The sequence below is a fragment of the Wenzhouxiangella sp. AB-CW3 genome (assembly GCF_014725735.1).
Lineage (GTDB): Bacteria > Pseudomonadota > Gammaproteobacteria > Xanthomonadales > Wenzhouxiangellaceae > Wenzhouxiangella.
The window spans coordinates 1191231-1210123 of record NZ_CP061368.1 but is presented as its reverse complement, the minus strand read 5'-3'; the positions used below and the strand labels follow the sequence as shown (position 1 = coordinate 1210123).

The following is an 18893-nucleotide window of genomic DNA, read 5'->3' as shown; positions in this document are numbered from 1 at the left end:
CGCGGAATTTGCTCGGAAAAGACAAGGTTTCAGGGTTCAGCTTTCAGGTTTCAGGATGCGAACGGATCGTTTTCCCGAAACCTGGAACCTGAACGCTCTCCTACTTTCGTTCAAACTCCACCACGCGCGTGTAATCGGCCGGGTAGACCCCTTCCTGCAGTAACTTCGGGCGCAGGGTGAAGCGCACTTTCAGGGCGTCGGGCTGGCCATCCTCGCCCAGCGTGAACCACACGAACTTCTTGCGCTGGGCCGGATTCTTCCAGTGGCCGCGGAAGGTATCGTGGTGCCAGTGCTCCAGCGTCAGTACCTGGCTGTCGTCGTCCCAGAAGGTCACGGTAAGTTCGCCGTCGACCAGCTCCACCTCGGCGCTGTCGTAAAGCGGGTCATGGTATCGACCGGCATAGGCACCCAGGTCCTGGCTGGGGCGTGTTCCCATCTGCCGATCGGCATGCACCGCCTCGCGCGCTTCGCGGGCTTCCTGTCGGCGCTCGGTGTAGTCGGCATAAGCCTCATCGGCCCAGTCCTGTTCCTCGAAGCCTGCGACACGATCGATGATGTGCTTGAAAACGGGGTCGCGCATGGCGGTAAAGGTGTTGGCGCTCATGACAATGCCCAGGTCGAGTTCCGGCAGCAGCCAGATCTGGGAATTGAAGCCGTCGGTGGCGCCGCCATGACGCAGCACGTGATGACCGCGATAGCTGGCGATACCCCAGCCCAGCGCATAGGCATTGACCGACTGCTCGTCCTGGTCGAACCCCGTCAGGCTGGAAGGCGAGTGAATACGGGCCATGACCTCCTCGTCGAGGACGGTTTCGTCATCCAGCACGCCGGGCTCACCCAGGTTGAACCGCATCCAGCGCACCAGGTCGTTCATGCTGGTATTGACCGCGGCAGCCGGCCCCGAGTAGCCCCAGTCACGCCGCTCGATGGGCACCAGCTCACCGTCGATATCCTGGTGCGGCAGCGCGGCGTTGTCGCCAAGCTCATGAATGGAGGTATTGCTGCGATTCATGCCCAGCGGCGCGAACAGGCGGTCAGCCAGAAAGCTTTCCCAGCTCTCACCCGAGACCCTTTCGAGCACCTCTCCGGCCACCGTGTACATGGCATTGGAGTAGACATAACCCTGGCGGAAGGGCTGTTCGAAATCATGATGGCGCAGGTGTGCCATGAAATCGGCACGCGAGCGCTTGGGCATGAAGGTCAGCCGGTTACCGAACAGTCGCCCGACCCCGACCCGGTGACTGAGTAGGTCGCGCACGGTAACCTGGCCGGTGACCCAGTCGTCGCTCAAGCGGAACTCCGGCAGGTGATCGACGACACGGTCGTCCCAGTCGAGCTTGCCCTCTTCAACCAGGATGCCCAGTGCCGTTGCCGTCATGGCCTTGCTCAGGCTGGCAACCCCGAACTGGGTGTCGGCGTCGACCGGGCGTCCATCTTCCAGGCCCAGGCGCCCGAAACCGCGGGCATAGACCAGTTCGTCCTCGTGCACCACGGCGATGGCCAGGCCGGGGACGTTCCAGCGCTCGCGTTCGTTCTCGATCCAGTTGTCGAGCCCCTCGAGGGCATCGGCCTGGACTGTCAGCGCGGCAAGGCCAAGCAGCGTGGCTGCCGTCCATCGGGTGATCGTCATAGTGTCGACCTGTGTCTGAACCAGTGCGTCATGGTAGCCCAAAGTGGGGAGTTGGCACCGGGCGGTACCGGGCGCAACGGGAGGAAAGGTGCAATCGGCCTGGTCGCCAGGTGAATGCAAAGGGGCGTTTTGGTGCCACCGAAATCAGGATAGAGCCGAGGCACGCTGCCTGCCTTCGAATGAGCTCACTGCCACGGATAGTACGGCCGGATTGGAGCTGAAGTCCGTTGCATCTTTCCTCCCGTTGCGCCCGGCACTGCCCGGTTTGTGAGGGGAGAGTTCAGAAAATAAGGATCATGGCAGGGCCATCAGCTTTCGCCGGTTCAACTATCGTGAAACCTCCAGCAGCTTGTCGATCACCCGGTTGAACACGCGCCGCTCTTCGGGATCGAGTCGCTCCAGCAGACGTCGCTCGTAGTCCAGGGCGGCCGGGGCGATGGCGTCGAAAACCTTCACGCCTTCCCTGCTCAGGCGCAGGTGCCGGGTGCGGCGATCGGCATCGCTCTCGCGGCGTTGCAGCAGATCACCATCAAGCAGTCGGCGAACCGCGCGGCTGACGGCAACCTTGTCCATGGCCGAGCGCTCGGCCACTTCGGTGGCGGTCAGATCGGGGTAGCGGCCGAGAATGGCGATCACGCGCCACTCGGTCACGCTCAGGCCAAAACGCCCGGCATAGGTCTCGGCGATGCCCCGGCTGACCTGGTTGGACAGCACGGAGAGCCGATAGGGCAGAAATTTTTCCAGCTCCAGCATGGTCGAATGAGTGTGAACCGGCTTGAAATTAGTTTCAAATGTAACTAATATCGAGGGCAGTCGCAAGACACGCGAACACGCAGACAAACATCACCAACAGATTCGGGTAGTTCCCCAAGGAGAGCCGACATGACCGAAGCACGTCCCAATCCGCTGGGTGTCCAGCAGTTCGATTTCATCGAGTACGCCGCGCCGGACGCGTCGCTGCTCCACAACCTGTTCAAGAACCTGGGTTTCACCGCGGTCGCGAAGCACAAGTCCAAGCCGATCACCCTGTATCGCCAGGGCGACATCGACTTTCTGGTCAATGAGACACCGGACTCTTTTGCCAGCGATTTCGCCGCCGAGCACGGCCCCTGCTGCACCGGTTTTTCGCTGCGCGTGGCCGACCCGAAGGAGGCCTACGAAAAGACCCGCGCCAATGGTGCCAAGGATATCGAGCACAAGGCCGATACCCTGGCGGTCGACACCCCGTGCATTTCCGGCATCGGCGGCAGCGTGCTGTACCTGACCGGCGGCAAGGAAGACTACGAGAAGGAATTCGAGTTCGATCCTTCCGTCGACCGCAACCCCGAAGGCGTCGGCCTGACCTTTATCGATCACCTCACCCACAATGTCTACAACGGCAACATGGGCGAGTGGTCGGAGTTCTACACCAAGCACTTCGGCTTTTACGAAGTCAAGTACTTCGACATCAAGGGCAAGGCCACCGGCCTGAAGTCACAGGCCATGACCGCGCCCAACGGCAATATTTCCATCCCGATCAACGAGTCGGAGGACCCGAAGAGCCAGATCAACGAATATCTCGACGAGTACAACGGCGAGGGCGTCCAGCACATTGCGCTGTATACCGACAATATCTACGACACCGTCGAGAAGCTGCATGCCGCCGGCATCGACTTCCTGGACACGCCGGGCACTTACTATGACGTCATCGACGAACGCATCCCGGGCCACGGCGAAGATCTCGAGCGCATGCGCAAGAACTCGATTCTGATCGATGCCGATCGCAACGACAGCAGCAAACAGCTGCTGCAGATCTTCACCAAGACCAACATCGGCCCGATCTTCTTCGAAATCATCCAGCGCAAGGGCAACGATGGCTTCGGCGAAGGCAACTTCACCGCGCTGTTCGAAGCCATCGAGCGTGACCAGGAGAAGCGTGGGGTGTTGTAAAGGCGGTAAAAGGTTAATGGTGAAAGGTAAAAGGACTTTTCCTTTCCACCTTTCACCTTTTACCTCTCACCTTTCACCGCGCAGCGAAAACGGAGAGAGCATATGAAAAAGTGGATCAGTCACCCCAAAGTGGAAGGTCGCAGCAGCCGGCAGGCGCATGCGAATCTGCCGGAGGGCACCTATGAACGCGAGATGGGCAAGGAAGGTTTCTTCGGCCCGGCCTCGCATATGTATCACACCCACATGCCCACCGGCTGGAGTGACTTCGAAGGTCCGCTGCAACCCCGGGCCTTCGATGCCACGAAGATCGGTGAAACGGCCGATTCTCCCTGGTCCGCCAAGGAACTTCTGCACAACGCCCATACGCGCATCCGTTTCTGGAAAACGGGCGGCAGCATGGCTCACCTGGTACGAAACGGCGACGGCGACGAGTTGCTGTTCATCCACGACGGCACGGGCGACCTGTACTGCGACTACGGCCACATGACCTTCCGCGACGGCGACTACATCGTGCTGCCGCGCGGGACGATGTGGCGCATCGAGTCCGACGGGCCGGTCGAGGGCCTGCTGATCGAGGCCACCAACTCCAGCTACATGCTGCCCGACAAGGGGCTGGTCGGCCCGCACGCCATCTTCGATCCAGCCATGCTGGATACTCCGGAGATCAACAATGCCTTCCGCGCTCAGCAGGGCGAGGACGAATGGAAAGTCGTGGTCAAGCGCCGCAATGCACTATCGACCATCACCTACCCTTTCAATCCGCTCGACGCGGTCGGCTGGAAGGGCGACCTGATGCCGGTCAGGATCAACTGGCGCGATATCCGCCCGCTGATGAGCCATCGTTACCACCTGCCGCCGTCGGCCCATACCACTTTCGTGGCCCATCGCTTCGTCATCTGCACCTTTGCACCGCGTCCCTTCGAGAGTTCCGAGGACGCGCTCAAGGTGCCGTTCTTCCACAACAACGACGATTTCGACGAGCTGCTGTTCTACCACGCCGGCAACTTCTTCTCGCGTGACAACATCCATCCGGGCATGATGTCGCTGCACCCCTGTGGCTTCACCCATGGCCCGCACCCCAAGGCCATGAAAAATGCCTTCGAGCCCAAGGCCAAGGCCACCGAAGAAGTCGCCGTGATGGTCGATACCCGCGATGCGCTGGAAGTCACCGGCGAGGCGGAGAAGATCGAATTCAAGGAATATGTGAATAGTTGGAAAGGATAGGACACAGGGTTCAGGTTTCAGGTTTCAGGGCGGGCTTTGATTGTTTTGGATGCCGCTCGAGCCTTTAAGGTATTTTCGGGCTTCGAGCCTGCTTCAGTGCAGTCCGGAGCCTCCCCTGAACCCTGAATCCTGAACCCTGAAACCTTTCCTGCCAACCCCGGCACCGCAACCGAATCACCCATCAATCATCTGATCAAAGGCAACGCATCATGAAACTGGCAACCCTCAAAGAAGGCGGTCGCGACGGTACGCTGATCGTCGTCAATCGCGACATGACCCGAGCGGTGGAGGCGAAGGATATCGCCGCCTCGCTGCAGGATGCACTCGACGACTGGGGCCAGACCGCGCCCCGGCTCAACACGCTCTACGATGAACTCAATGCCGGCAAGGTCGAGGACGCATTTGACCTGGACATGAGTGAGCTGGCTGCTCCCCTGCCCCGCTGCTACCAGTTCCTCGACGGCTCGGCCTACTTGCCGCATGTCGAGCGCGTGCGCAAGGCACGTGGCGCCGAGGTGCCGGAGAGCTTTTTCACCGACCCGCTGATGTACCAGGCCGTGTCCGACGGCTTCATGGGGCCGCTCGACGACATCGCCATGGCCTCGACCGAATGGGGCATCGACTTCGAATCCGAGATCGGCGTGATCACCGACGACGTGCCGATGGGCGCCACGCCCGAGGAATGTGCCAGCCACATCCAGCTGGTGACCATCCTCAATGACGTCTCGCTGAGAAACCTGATTCCCGGCGAACTGGCCAAGGGCTTCGGTTTCCTGCAGTCCAAGCCGCGCTCGGCACTGGCCCCGGTGGTCGTGACCCCGGACGAGCTGGGCGATGCCTGGCAGAACGAGAAGCTGCACCTGCCGCTGCTCACGCACTTGAACGGCGAACTGTTCGGCGAACCCGAAGCGGGCGAGGACATGCAGTTCTCCTTCGCCGAGCTGCTCGCCCACGCCGTCAAGAGCCGTCCCCTGGCCGCCGGCACCCTGCTGGGCTCGGGCACCATCGCCAACCAGGACACCAGCAAGGGTGCGTCCTGCCTGGCCGAGAAGCGCATGCTGGAAATCATCGCCAACGGCAAGCCGGAAACGCCGTTCATGCAGTTCGGTGACAAGGTGCGCATCGAAATGAAATCCCGCGACGGCGAATCCCTCTTCGGAGCCATCGAACAGGAAGTGGTGCGATACGAGCGCTAGTGGGCCACGCGGCCAACTGGGTAGCACTCAGCCGTCGCACAAGCGTCGTGGGCAAGGCGCGCGAGCGCAGGACTGGCCGTCGCCAATTCAAGCGAGCGGAACACGTGCAGCGGCTCCACTCGCAAGGCTTCATTCGCTACGCGAAAGTCGCCATGCGGTTTCGCCTGCCCTGCCCACGGCGCTTGTGCGACGGCCCTTCGGGAGTCACTGTGCTGGCGCGACTCGGCGTTGCGTTTCCTGGCAAGGACGCTCCATTCCCTGCGAAACGCGCCTTGATTCCCGCCAGCACAGTGGCTCTGAGCGTTACCTTATTATTAACCCGGCACGAATGTAGATCACATTCAGGGCTTCAATCAGGGCCCGAATCAAGGCGTCGCTCGCCGCCAAGGGTGATCCCCTTGGCAAGAGCGAGAACGCAGAGTCGGGCCCTGATTGAAGCCCCTAACTTTCTGATTGTCAACGACCACCGGCTAAAGCCGGTGGCTTGCTGTTACGGCTCAAAGCCGGATCGATCGGCCGTTCGGCCGATTGAAACCACCTCGAAATCATCGTCCGGCTCCGGGGGCGTCTGATTCTTGATGTATTCCTTCCATACGTCGTCGGTCACGTTGCCGCTCGACGCAACCCAGTAGCCCCGGGCCCACAGGTGCTGGCCCCAATACCGCTTCTTTAGTGCCCGGAACTCCGATAACAGCTTGTGGGAACTCTTCCCCTTAAGATACTGCACCGCCCGAGACACCGACAACTGCGGGGGAATACCAATCAGCATGTGCACATGGTCCCGATTGATCGAGCCGGCGTAGATGATCATCTCCTTGCTCATCGCAATTTCACGCAACAGCGCCCTGCACCTCAGTCCAACATCACCGCCCAGCACCTGATAACGGTACTTGGTCGTCCACACCAGGTGGTACTTGCAATCCCAGACCGTATGGCTGCCGCGCTTGTAATCCTCCATCGCCTCACAATATCATCCATCGCCTAAAGGCGAGGGGTTTACGGATCCCCTATCGGGGACTCTAAAAAGTCAGGCCGCAGTGTGCGCTTCGGCAGACTGCGGCTGAATGCGATCTACATTCGTGCCGGGTTAATAACCGCATGGCCCACTAGCTAGTTGCCGCTTCTCGGTCCTGCCTTCTATCAGGCATTTGAACAACCGAGAGTCCGGCTACTGCATTGCCAGAACCCGGGCCGCTTGAGACCGCGCCATCCACCACCACCCCCGCTTCCTTACGCTTCAGCCACAACCGCTCGATTTGAGGGGAGGGAGAAGAGAAACACAAAACCATCTAGTACCCCCAAGAAACCTTCTCCAACCTTTCAGGCGGGTGGTATGGGGTATTTCCTGGTCGGTCAGGACAGCGGAAACGTTCTATAGACTAGCCGTACCATCCGTTGGAATGGTGTCACTCGAACGCTAAAGGGGTTGTCCGGCACGATCCTGATTTCGGTGGCACCAGAACGCCGCTCCGGCCCCAATCTAGCGCCTATACCGATTGTCCTGACCGACCAGGAAATACCCCATACCACCCGCCATGCCCCCTAACTCCCTGTGGGAATGACCAACTCCGACCCGGGGTGGATCACGTCTCCGTTTAGGTTGTTGACCTGGCGCAGCCGGCTGACCGAGACCTGGTATTTCTGGGCAATTGTTCCCAGGCTGTCGCCACGCTGAACGACGTGGCGCGAGGGCTTGCGGTTGTTGGCAAACCAGGTGCCCTGCGGTGCAGTCTGTTGAAAATGGCGCTCGACTCCCGAGGTGATCGCACGGGCGACCTTGCGCTGGTGTTCGGCCGTACTAAGTTCCTGCTCATCACGCGGATTGCTGATAAAGCCGACCTCGATCAGGACGCTGGGAACATCGGGTGAGCGCAGGACGACGAAGTTGGCACGCTCGACACGATCGCGATGGCGGTGACGCACCGTTCCAAGCTGATCGAGGATGGTTTCGGCAGCACTGTTGCTGTACTCAAGCGCCGCACTCTGCGACAGATCGAGCAGCACGGAACTGAGCACATCATCGCCCCGGTCCAGATTGACGCCGCCGACCAGGTCGGCCTTGTTCTCGCTTCGGGCCAGAAGCCGCGCCGCCTCGCTGGACGCGCCGCTGCGCGAAAGCACGTAGACCGAGCTGCCGCGCACTCTGAAGTCCTGAAAAGCGTCGGCATGAATCGACAGGAAGAGGTCGGCGCGGGCCTTGCGGGCCCGGTCGTAGCGCTCGGCCAGTGGAATGTAATAGTCGCCGGTGCGAATCAGCACCGCCTGCATGCCCGGCGCTTCATCGATGCGCCTGGCCAGTTCCTTCGACAGCGCCAGCGTGATTTCCTTCTCGAAAGTGCCACCCGGACCGATCGCGCCAGGATCTTCACCGCCATGACCGGCATCGATCGCGACGATCATGTCGCGCTCGCCATCGGTAGAAGCCGATCGTACTGCCTCTTTCACCCGCTCACCCGGAGAAACGGCTCCTTCCGGGTACAGGTCAATGACCAGTCGGTGCCCATGGTCTCCGGCCGGCTCAAGTAGAAAACTCTGGGGGCGGGCCTTGTCGTCGAGATCAAAGACCACGCGCAGATCACTGCCGTTGCGCGCTCCATGGCGAACCCCCTCGATGATGCCGCTGTACTCGCGGTCAAACGTGAGATCGCCATCGATATTGGCACTACTGATGTCGACCACCACCCGATGAGGGTCGTCCAGCGTGAACAGGCGATAATCCACACGGCCATCAAGATCCAGCACGGCCCGCGTGCTTTCAGGCCCCGACCAGACGCGCAGGTTCTGCACCTGCCCGGCCTGGGCCAGCGCCCAGCCTGCCAGCAGCACAAATACGGTGCAGATTTTGAATATTTGCATGATGCGACCCCGCCCGGTTCCTCGCGGTTTCACCAATCATGCACCCTTCAAAGGCTTTTTTCAAGTGAAATCGGAAAGATACGGCGACTTCCGAGAAACCGGTTTCAGGTCATCCGAAAAGCCCCGGAATCAGGCGTCAATGAGTCGGATGCCCAGCTTCCTGCTCAGCCCCGGTAGCTGGCGGGGATGGAGAATATCGGCCAGGCTGTACTGATCGAGCGTATCCAGGAACGCCGTACGCGCCTCTTTGAGCATGCCCGTAAGCCGGCAGCTGCCCGTGATCACGCATTCGTTGTCCGGACGCAGACACTCCACCAGGCCCAGGTCTGGCTCCATGGCCCTGATGAGGTCGCCGACCATCATTTCCTCGGGTGGATGCGCCAGCGTCAATCCGCCACCCACGCCACGTGTCGAGACAACGTAGCCTTCCGCCGCCAACTGCTGGACGACCTTCATCAGGTGATTGCGTGACACACCATAGGCCTCCGATATCTCACGGATGGTGCAGCGTCGGTCCGACTGCAGGCCCAGGTAAATCAGGACGCGCAGCGAGAAGTCTGTGTACTGAGTCAGGCGCATAAGACAATTCTAACCCAGCACTGGTCAAGAAGGTGGCACCACATGCCGGTTCACTGCATTCGATATACTCCCCGACCAATGCCAGCGACCAGGCCCTGCACCCATGACTGATTCCACGACGCCCGATCACGGATCCGCCGGAGCCACCCCTCGCCTGCATGAAGGCGGCTCGACCACTCACGAGGTCATCAACCAGCCGCCCCCGCTACCAGCCCACAATGCATTCGACCAGCATCCTGCACTGCGTGAGGCCCTGCAGCGCGAAGGCGGCCAGGCCTTCGAAGGCCAGGTGGTGGAGTACGGTCGCGTTGCCGGCCACGACATTCTCAGGCTGGGTGAGCAGGCCAACGAGCACTTGCCGCGACTGCAAACCCATGATCGGCACGGCCGGCGGGTCGATCGGGTGGAGTTTTATCCGACCTACCATGAACTCATGGCGCTGGGGCTGGGTCATGGACTGGCCTCGCTGACCTGGTCCGGGCGCCCGGGCGCACGCGTGGCCCGAGCGGCCATGATGTTTGTGCACAGCCAGTTCGAGGCCGGCACCATGTGCCCGATCACGATGACCCACGCGGTGCTGCCATCGCTCAGGCTGCAGCCGGAGATCGCCGCGGAGTGGGAGCCTCGCGTACTGGCCAGTACGTACGATCCGCGCTTCCTGCCGGCCGAACAGAAGAAGGGCGTGACCCTGGGCATGGCCATGACGGAGAAACAGGGCGGCTCGGATGTCCGCGCCAATACCACGACTGCCACGCCCCTGGGCGAGCCGGGCCCGGCCCGGGAGTATGAACTGGTCGGTCACAAGTGGTTCTGCTCAGCACCCATGTCCGATGCCTTTCTGACCCTGGCCCAGACCGAAGCGGGGCTGAGCTGCTTTCTGGTGCCGCGCTTCAGACCCGACGGCAGCCTCAACCCGTTTCATCTCATGCGCCTGAAAGACAAGCTGGGCAACCGTTCCAATGCCTCGTCGGAAGTGGAGTTTCCCGGCACCTGGGCGCAGATGGTCGGCGAACCCGGACGCGGCGTGGCCACCATCATCCGCATGGTGGCCGAAACCCGCATGGACTGCGTGATCGGCTCGGCTTCACTGATGCGACAGGCAGTTGTCGAGGCTGTGCATCATTGCTGTGGCCGATCGGCCTTCGGCAAGCGACTGGTGCATCAGCCTCTGATGAAGAACGTGCTGGCCGACCTGGCCGTGGAGTCGGAGGCGGCGACGGTACTGGCCCTGCACCTGGCCGGACTGGCCGAGCGCGGCGAGTCTGACGAGCAGTCGGCCCTGATTGCCCGCGTGGCCACACCGGTGGCCAAGTACTGGGTCTGCAAGCGCGCCGTTGGCGTGGCCTATGAAGCACAGGAATGCCTGGGCGGCGGCGGCTACGTGGAGGAATCCATCCTGCCACGCATCTACCGCGAGGCGCCCGTCAATGCCATCTGGGAAGGATCCGGCAATGTGCAATGCCTTGACGTGCTGCGCGTGCTGCAACGCGAACCGCGTTGCCTGGATGCCTTGATGGCCCGCCTCGAATCCCACTCCGGTGACCACCTCGGGCTGGCACACAGGATCGCTGCCATCAAGAAGGCCGTCAGCAGCGGCAGTCAACTCGAGCAGCAGGCCCGCCGTCTGGTCGAAGACATGGCGCTGTGCCTGCAGGCGATATTGCTGATCGAGTCCGGCAGCACAGCCGTTGCCGAGGCCTTCGTATCCGGCCGCCTGCCGGCCGGTCATGGCCTGCTGTTCGGCAACCTGCCCGAGTCAATCGATTTCGACACCATTGTTTCCCGCACATGGCCCCCGGCTGAGGCATGACACCACAACAATCCGCACGCAAGACACCCGACACCCTGGTCATCCTGTTCTGGGTGGCCCTGGCGCTGGTCGCCCTGAGTTTTCTGGTTCCGGCCGGCAGTTTCGACGTCACACTCGATGCAGACGGCAACCGCCTGCCAGTGGAGCTGTCGAGCTTCGAGTTGAGCGACGAGGGCCCGCCCGGCACACCGTTGTTCAATGCCGACCCGGAAAGAACGGGTTTTCTCAATGCCCCGTTCGAGGGCCTGATATCGGGGTCGCGCTACTCGGCAGCCATCGGCATCATGGGCTTTCTGCTGGTCATCGGCGGCGCCTTCGGCATCATCATGAAAACCGGCTGCATCGACCGCGGCATCCGCGCCCTGATCAGCCGCACCGAGAAAGACCCCATCGTCATCCTGCCCTTGCTGTTCTTCCTGTTCTCGCTGGGCGGGGCGATCTTCGGCATGAGCGAGGAGACCATCGCCTTCGTGATTCTGCTCGCGCCCATCATCGTGCGCCTGGGCTATGACGCCATCACCGCCGTGCTGGTCACTTTCGTCGCCAGCCGGGTCGGCTTCGCCGCCAGCTGGATGAACCCGTTCAACGTGGCCATTGCCCAGGGCATCGCCGATGTGCCGCTGCTTTCGGGCGCGCCGCTCAGGGTCGTGATGTGGATTCTGTTCACGCTGGTCGGCATGGCCGTGACCATCTGGTGGGCACGGCGCGTCTATGCCAACCCGGAAAGCTCCCCGGTCCATGAGTCCGACCGTTATTTCCGCGAAAGCGAGGTGACGGCTGACACCCACGGCGATTTCGACTGGCGAGACGCCACCGCTCTCACCCTGATCGTTGCCGGCATCGCCTGGGTGATCTGGGGAGTGACGATGCACCAGTATTTCATTCCCGAAATCGCGGCACAGTTCTTTACCATCGGCTTTGCCGTCGGCCTGCTCTATCTGCTTCCAGGCCCCCATCGGATGGATGCCAATCACCAGGCCCGCGCATTCCGCGAGGGCGCGGCCAGCCTGATTCCCGCGGTACTGGTGGTCGGTCTGGCCAAGGGACTGGTGCTGCTGCTCGGTGGCACGGATCCGGATCAACCCTCGGTCATGAACACCATTCTGTTCTTTCTCGCCTCCGGGCTGACGCATGTGCCAGAGATGATCTCGGCCTGGCTGATGTTCTTCGTTCAGGCACTGATCAATTTCCTGGTGCCTTCGGGTTCGGGCCAGGCCGCCCTGACCATGCCGCTGATGGCCCCGCTGGGTGACCTGGTCGGCGTGAGCCGACAGATCACCGTGTTGTGCTTTCAGCTGGGCGACAGCCTCACCAACCTGATCATCCCCACCTCGGCCACCCTGATGGGTGTTCTGGGAGCCGCCCGCATCGACTGGGCCATCTGGGCCCGCTGGATCCTGCCCATACTCGGCATCTACGCGGCCCTGGCACTGACGTTCATCGGCGTGGCGGTGGCGATCGGGTATTCGTGAATCCAAGGTTTCAGGTTTCAGGGGTCAGGTTTCAGGATTCAGGGCGGGCCTGGTTATGTGTTTGGAGCTGCTTCGAGTTTTGTCATGCCTGAAGGGTGTGAAGCGGCTTCCAAGATAATCGAAGCCCACCCTGAAAGCTGAACCCTGAAACCTTTGCCGTGTTAGACTGACGGGTTCATCTCAACCCACGGAATATCAATGCAAATTTCCCAGAACTCCGTCGTCTCCATCGACTACACACTCACGGGCGACGACGGTCAGGTGATCGACACCTCCGAAGGCCGCGAGCCGCTGGTCTACCTGCATGGGCACCAGAACATCATTCCCGGCCTGGAAAAAGCCATCGAAGGCGCATCGGAAGGTGACGAGCTCGACGTGGCCGTCCAGCCCGAGGAAGGCTACGGCCCTTACCGTGACGAGCTGGTGCAGGATGTGCCGCGTGATGCTTTTGCCGGTGTCGACAAGGTCGAGCCCGGAATGAGCTTCCGTGCCGAGTCCAACGCCGGACCGATGACGGTCGTGGTGCGCGAAGTGGGTGACGACACCGTAACCGTCGATGGCAACCACATGCTCGCCGGTCAGGTGCTCAACTTCAAGGTCGCCATCAAGGGTGTGCGCGAAGCCACCGAGTCGGAGATCGAGCAGGGTACGGTCGAGGCTGCCTGACCACCCGGCACCCGGCCGAACGGGGGTGGAATCTGCTCCCGTTCGTACTCGATTACACATCCGGCATGACCGGATTCCGCTAACATGAGCTGACGATTCCACATGACGGGACCGGAGGCGAATGAACGACAAGCAAGCGGACTGGCACGCACTGGAAACCAGTGCGGCCATCGACAAGCTGGCCACGTCCGAAAAGGGCCTGTCGCAGGATGAAGCGGCACAGCGGCTTGAAAAACATGGCCCCAACTCCCTGCCCCGCGCGCCGCGCCGCCCCGGCTGGCTTCGATTTCTCTCCCAGTTTCACAATGTCCTGATCTACGTCCTGCTGATTGCCGGCGTTGCTGCAGCCGCGCTGGATCACTGGGTCGATGCCGCGGTCATTCTGGCTGTCGTTTTGATCAATGCCGCCATTGGCTTCATCCAGGAAGGCAAGGCCGAGAAAGCCATGGAGGCGATCAGCGAGATGCTGGCGCTCAAGGCGCGCGTGCGGCGCGGCGGCCAGTGGCGAAGCATCCCCGCCGAAGAGCTTGTACCCGGCGATATCGTCGAGGTTCGTGCCGGCGATCGGGTACCCGCCGATATCCGCCTGCTTGAAACCCATGGTCTGCGCGTCGACCAGGCCGCACTGACCGGCGAATCGGTTCCGGTCGGCAAGCGTGCCGAGGCCGACGAGGAAGACACCGACCTGGCCGACCGGCGGGCCATGATCTATTCCGGCTCGATGACGACCAACGGCCAGGCCACCGGGATGGTCACCGTTACTGGCGAGAAAACCGAACTGGGTCGAATCAGCGACATGCTCCAGCATGTGGAGCAGCTCACCACCCCACTGTTGCAGCGCATCAACGTATTCGGCCGCTGGCTGACGGTGATCATCCTGCTGCTCACCGTTCTGGTCATCGGGCTGGGCGCACTGTTCCACGGCCTGCCGCTGTCAGAGGGTCTGCTGGCCGGTATTGCACTGGCCGTGGCCGCCATTCCCGAGGGCCTGCCGGCCATCATCACCATCACCCTGGCCGTTGGCGTTCGCCAGATGGCCGACCGCAAGGCCATCATTCGCCGACTGCCGGCGGTGGAAACCCTGGGTTCGGTCAACACCATTTGCAGCGACAAGACCGGCACACTGACGCGCAACGAGCTCAAGGCCCGCCACGTGGTGCTGCCCGATTCCGACTTTCGACCGGAACAGGAACAGTCCGAAGCTCCGGCCGCCGACGCCCTGCTGCAGGCTGGCGCGCTGTGCAACGACTTCGAGCCCGGTGGCGACGGCGGCGATCCGCTCGAACGCGCGCTGATCGAGCTGGCCGAGGCCGGCGGGCTGGATATCGAAACGCTCAGAGCCAACCACAAGCGGCTGGGCCTGATCCCTTTCTCTTCGGATCACAAGTTCATGGCCGTGCACACACCCGGGCTGATCAGCGTCAAGGGTGCCCCGGAAGCGATACTGGAACTGTGTGACCGGCAGTATGCGGAGGATGAAACCGAAGCGGTCGATCTGGACTACTGGCAGAACCAGCTCGAGCAACTCACCAGCGAAGGCCTGCGGGTACTGGCCGTTGCCCGGAGAGATGTACCGGAAGATGCCGAGGCTCTCCAGCCCGAAGACCAACTGGAACAGTTGTGTTTGATCGGCCTGGTGGGCTTTGCCGACCCCCCACGTGACGAGGTGCCCGCGGCGGTCCGCGAATGCCAGGACGCTGGTATCCGCATCAAGATGATCACCGGCGACCACGCTGCCACGGCCGTGGCCATCGCCCGTGAACTGGGCATCGGCAACGAGAACGCGAAGGCACTCAGCGGGCGGGACATCGACGGGATCGACGACGAGGAGCTGGCCCGGAGGGTCGGCGATACCGATGTATTTGCGCGCACCACGCCGGAACACAAGCTCAGGCTGGTCAAGGCATTGCAGGCCCGACGCGAGGTCGTGGCCATGACCGGCGACGGCGCCAACGACGCGCCGGCCCTGAAGCGGGCCGATATTGGTGTGGCCATGGGCATCAAGGGGACAGAGGCTTCAAGGCAGGCGGCCGAAATGGTGCTGGCCGATGACAATTTCGCCACCATCAAGGCCGGCGTGGAAGAAGGCCGCGGCGTCTACGACAACATCCGCAAATCCATTCTGTTTCTGCTGCCGACCAACACCGCGCAGTCACTGGTGATCATCCTGGCCGTGCTGGCCGGCCTGGCACTGCCGATCACACCGGTCCAGATCCTGTGGGTCAACATGGCCACCGCCATCACCCTGGCACTTGCGCTGGCCTTCGAGCCGCTGGAGTCGGACGTGATGAAACGACCGCCACGTCCCATCAGCCAGGGGCTGGTCACCAGTTTCGTGGCAGTGCGCGTGATCTGGGTGGGGCTATTGCTGACCGCCGGCGCCTTCTCGCTCTACGGTGCGGTACTGCAAGCCACTGACAACGAAGCCCTGGCTCGAACCATGGCAGTCAACGTGCTGGTCGCCGGCCAGATCTCCTACCTGTTCAATTGTCGACGCTGGCAGGCACCCAGCCTGGCCCTGCAATATCTGTTCGCCAACCCATGGGCCTGGGTGACAGCTGGCCTGCTGATTGTCATGCAGCTTGGCTTTACCTATCTGCCGTTTGCCCAGAATGTCTTCGGCACCGCCTCGCTGCCGGCCAGTGCCTGGGCTCCGATTGCCGGCTTTGCCCTGCTGGTGTTCCTGCTGGTTGAGCTGGAGAAACTGATAACCCGCCGCCTGCGGCTGGACTGGGCATCGCCGGGCGGGTCGGTCTGAATGTGCCGTTTCAGTCCTGCCACACCAGCCGGTCCCTGCCCCCGGCCTTGGCGCGATAGAGTCGACGATCAGCCTGCCCGATCAGTGCATCGGTATCGATCTGGTCGGACTGGAACTCGCCGGCGGCCACCAGTCCACTGCTGGCCGTAATACTGTAGGTCTTGCCATCGACCTCGAAACGGTGCTGGCGAATGGCATCCAGCACCCGTTCCATCGTGGTCACTGCGGCGCTGGCTTCGATCTCGTCAAGAACGATCACGAACTCTTCACCACCGTAACGTCCGACTACGTCGTTGCCGCGCGATGCCCCATCTACCACCCGTGCCATGGATTCAAGCACGGCGTCGCCAGCCAGGTGGCCATGACTGTCGTTGAACTGCTTGAAGTGATCAATATCCAGCAAGGCCAGGGCAAACGGCACCCCTTCACTGCGATAGCGCTCGATGACCTGGCGCAACCACGCCAGCAGATAGCGACGATTGAACAGGCCGGTCAGCGGATCGGTCTGCGAACTGCGCGTCAGCTCCTGCTCCAGCCGCATCTTCTCGAACACGTCGGAGAGCAGGTTGGCCAGCACAATCAGCAGTGAATCGAGTTCGCGCTCCCAGGTATGCGGCTTGCAGGCATCAAACCCGAAAAAGCCAATCATTCGCTCGCCGGTCTTGAGCTGCATGGTCACCAGCGTCTCGATCTCCTGACCTTCAAACAGACGGCGCTCGGACTCGGCATCAGGGGGAAGGGCTGCAACATCACGGATATAGAAGGGCGTGTTGCCCCGCATATGTTCCATGGCCTGGGCGAACCACCATGGATAGTCAGCCCGGGCAAGCACGGCATCCTCTTCCCGGGTCGGTTCAACCCGCTCTGAAGACCATTCATGAATCAGTTCAATCCGGTCGTTGTTGTCGTTGCTGCGATAGATGTATGCCCGATCGACATCGAAAAAACGTCCCAGCTTCCTGAGCATGTGCTCCATCACCGCATCGATCCGGTTGATGGGCGCATTGAGAATGTCGCTCGAAATCTCGGCGATCAGGCTGCGAAAAGCATGCTGTCGGCGACGCTCCTGTTCGGCTGCCCATTCGTCGGTCACATCGCGGGCAATTCCGGAAATACCCTCGACCTGCCCCTCATCATCGATCAGCGGTGCCGCGTTGGAAGAAAACCAGCGCTCCTGACCATCGAGATGGAGCAGTCGGAACTGTGTCCCCTCGATACTCTTGCCCTGCCCGGCGACTTGCTCGACCAGGTCTCGGACCACGCCAGCATCATCCGCATGGACAAACTTCTGCAGCGGCCGCTCGGCCACCGCCTCGCGCCGATGCCCGAGCATTTCGGTCCAGTTGGGTGAGACATACTCGATCCGTCCACCCGGTGAGAGGTGGTACACGATGTCAGTGGCATTTTCGACCAGCATTCGGAACTTGCGCTCGCTGGCCATCAGCCGCTGCTCGAGCCGGTAGTGTTCGGTCAGGTCGTAAATCGTCCCGACAGTCATCGCGCCCTGGTCGAGAAACACCACGTCCGCGGTCAACTCGACCCAGCGCACCTCGCCATCGCGACGAATGATCCGGTAGCGATACTGTCCCGGCACCCGCTCGCCCTGCTGGCGTGCCCGTGCCCGCTGCAGCACGAACTTCCGGTCGTCAGGGTGAATAAAGCCCGCCAGGCTGCGCCCCAGCAACTCCTCGCGGGCATAGCCGGACAACTCGACCAGGGCATTGTTAACCGCGGTGAAGCACTCTCCCTGCATCAGGAAGATGCCGGCACCGGCATTCTCGAACAGGCTGCGGAACAGCTCTTCCTGTTCACTGAGTTGCCGGGTTCGCTCGGCCACCTGCTGTTCCAGCAGTCGGCGCCGGCGCACCAGAAACACGGCATAGACCAGCAGGGCCAGTACCACGCCGCCTCCGGCAATCGCCGGAAACAGCCAGACCGGCAGCACTTCAACCTGCTCGCTGCGCATCCAGCGTTGCAGCATCCGACGCAGATCCGCCTCATCCAGGCTTTCCAGAGCCTGGTTGACCTCTCTGAGCAGCGCTTCATCGCCACCCCGTACAGCGGCATGCAGAGAATTCTGGTACAGGCGCACCAGGGGACGAAAGGCCGCAGGCTCCCGATGCATGTCCAGCAGGTACATGCCCACCGGGTAATCGGCCACGAAGACACTGACCTCGCCGGCCAGGGCCGCCTGCACCATGCGGTCGTTGTTGGCATACTCGCGCACGGCCACGTCGGGGTGGTGCTCGCTCACGAACTCCAGCTCCATGGAGCCGGCCACCACCCCCACTTCGAAATCGACCAGGTCCCGGGTACCCATGAGCGGCAGCGAGGCCTCCACGAAGACAAAGGCACTGAGCGGCATCAACTCGACTGAAAAGTCCAGCAGCTCCTCGCGCTCCCGGGAACGGAACAGACCACCATGCACATCGGCCCGGCCCTCGGCCACCTGGGTGATGGTGTCGGGCCAGTCCACCAGCCTGAACTCGACTTCCCACCCCCTCTGCTCACCCAGTTCGCGCCACAGATCGATCAGCAGCCCCTCGGGCTCGCCGGCATCGTTGCGCCAGGCAAACGGCGGCCATGCGTGGTCCTGTGAGACGATCAGGGTCCCGGAGGCATCTCCCTCATCACCCGCAACCGCGCCCGACAAGACGACGAGCAGCGGGAACAACATTGCGCACAAGTGCCTTCGACAGCCCTGTTCAGTGCAGGTGGAAAACAAGAAGCGCCCCTTGCGGAATTCCTGAATCAACACAGTTTACTGGATCAC

Annotated in this window: 13 protein-coding genes; 7 read left to right on the top strand and 6 right to left on the bottom strand. The window is 61.9% G+C overall.

The annotated features are described in order from the left end of the window. Positions 1–100: 100 nt before the first annotated feature. Positions 101–1630 carry a serine hydrolase gene (locus IC757_RS05210; RefSeq protein ID WP_190976310.1) on the bottom strand — a complete coding sequence of 510 codons (1530 nt, stop codon included), beginning with the start codon at positions 1628–1630 and terminating at the stop codon, positions 101–103. Positions 1631–1957: 327 nt separating this feature from the next. Then, complete coding sequence (locus IC757_RS05205) at positions 1958–2383, bottom strand: MarR family winged helix-turn-helix transcriptional regulator (RefSeq protein ID WP_190976309.1); 426 nt, start codon at positions 2381–2383, stop codon at positions 1958–1960. A gap of 129 nt (positions 2384–2512) precedes the next feature. Between IC757_RS05205 and hppD the strand changes: the two genes are divergently transcribed. The 3 genes from hppD (at position 2513) to IC757_RS05190 (ending at position 5979) form a co-directional block, all read left to right on the top strand. Further along, positions 2513–3559 (top strand): 4-hydroxyphenylpyruvate dioxygenase, encoded by a 1047-nt coding sequence (hppD, locus tag IC757_RS05200; RefSeq protein ID WP_190976308.1) that lies wholly within the window; start codon positions 2513–2515, stop codon positions 3557–3559. Positions 3560–3661: 102 nt separating this feature from the next. Then, positions 3662–4783 (top strand): homogentisate 1,2-dioxygenase, encoded by a 1122-nt coding sequence (locus IC757_RS05195; RefSeq protein WP_190976307.1) that lies wholly within the window; start codon positions 3662–3664, stop codon positions 4781–4783. 209 nt (positions 4784–4992) lie between these two features. Beyond that, positions 4993–5979: a fumarylacetoacetate hydrolase family protein gene (locus IC757_RS05190; RefSeq protein WP_190976306.1), complete on the top strand. Its 987-nt coding sequence runs from the start codon at positions 4993–4995 to the stop codon at positions 5977–5979. A gap of 490 nt (positions 5980–6469) precedes the next feature. On the opposite strand, the gene tnpA is transcribed toward IC757_RS05190, so the two are convergent. The 3 genes from tnpA to IC757_RS05175 form a co-directional block, all read right to left on the bottom strand. Next, entirely contained in the window at positions 6470–6937 is a 468-nt protein-coding gene (gene tnpA / locus IC757_RS05185; RefSeq protein ID WP_190976305.1) for an IS200/IS605 family transposase, read from the bottom strand. A 584-nt stretch (positions 6938–7521) separates the two neighbouring features. Next, positions 7522–8835, bottom strand: coding sequence for an N-acetylmuramoyl-L-alanine amidase (locus IC757_RS05180; RefSeq protein ID WP_190976304.1), 1314 nt, complete (start codon positions 8833–8835; stop codon positions 7522–7524). A gap of 129 nt (positions 8836–8964) precedes the next feature. Further along, a complete protein-coding gene (locus IC757_RS05175; RefSeq protein WP_190976303.1) occupies positions 8965–9414 on the bottom strand; it encodes an RrF2 family transcriptional regulator in 450 nt (149 codons plus the stop codon). A gap of 103 nt (positions 9415–9517) precedes the next feature. Here IC757_RS05175 and IC757_RS05170 point away from each other — a divergent pair, with 103 nt between their 5' ends. From IC757_RS05170 to IC757_RS05155, 4 genes are all read left to right on the top strand, one after another. Further along, complete coding sequence (locus tag IC757_RS05170; RefSeq protein WP_190976302.1) at positions 9518–11224, top strand: acyl-CoA dehydrogenase family protein; 1707 nt, start codon at positions 9518–9520, stop codon at positions 11222–11224. Next, positions 11221–12696, top strand: coding sequence for a putative basic amino acid antiporter YfcC (yfcC, locus tag IC757_RS05165; protein ID WP_190976301.1), 1476 nt, complete (start codon positions 11221–11223; stop codon positions 12694–12696). The genes IC757_RS05170 and yfcC overlap by 4 nt, the downstream gene beginning before the upstream one ends. A gap of 198 nt (positions 12697–12894) precedes the next feature. After that, positions 12895–13362 (top strand): peptidylprolyl isomerase, encoded by a 468-nt coding sequence (locus IC757_RS05160; RefSeq protein WP_190976300.1) that lies wholly within the window; start codon positions 12895–12897, stop codon positions 13360–13362. 121 nt (positions 13363–13483) lie between these two features. Further along, a complete protein-coding gene (locus IC757_RS05155) occupies positions 13484–16120 on the top strand; it encodes a cation-translocating P-type ATPase (protein WP_190976299.1) in 2637 nt (878 codons plus the stop codon). 10 nt (positions 16121–16130) lie between these two features. Here the strand turns inward: IC757_RS05155 and IC757_RS05150 are convergent, their stop codons facing one another. Then, entirely contained in the window at positions 16131–18797 is a 2667-nt protein-coding gene (locus tag IC757_RS05150) for a PAS domain S-box protein (RefSeq protein WP_190976298.1), read from the bottom strand. Positions 18798–18893: the final 96 nt, after the last annotated feature.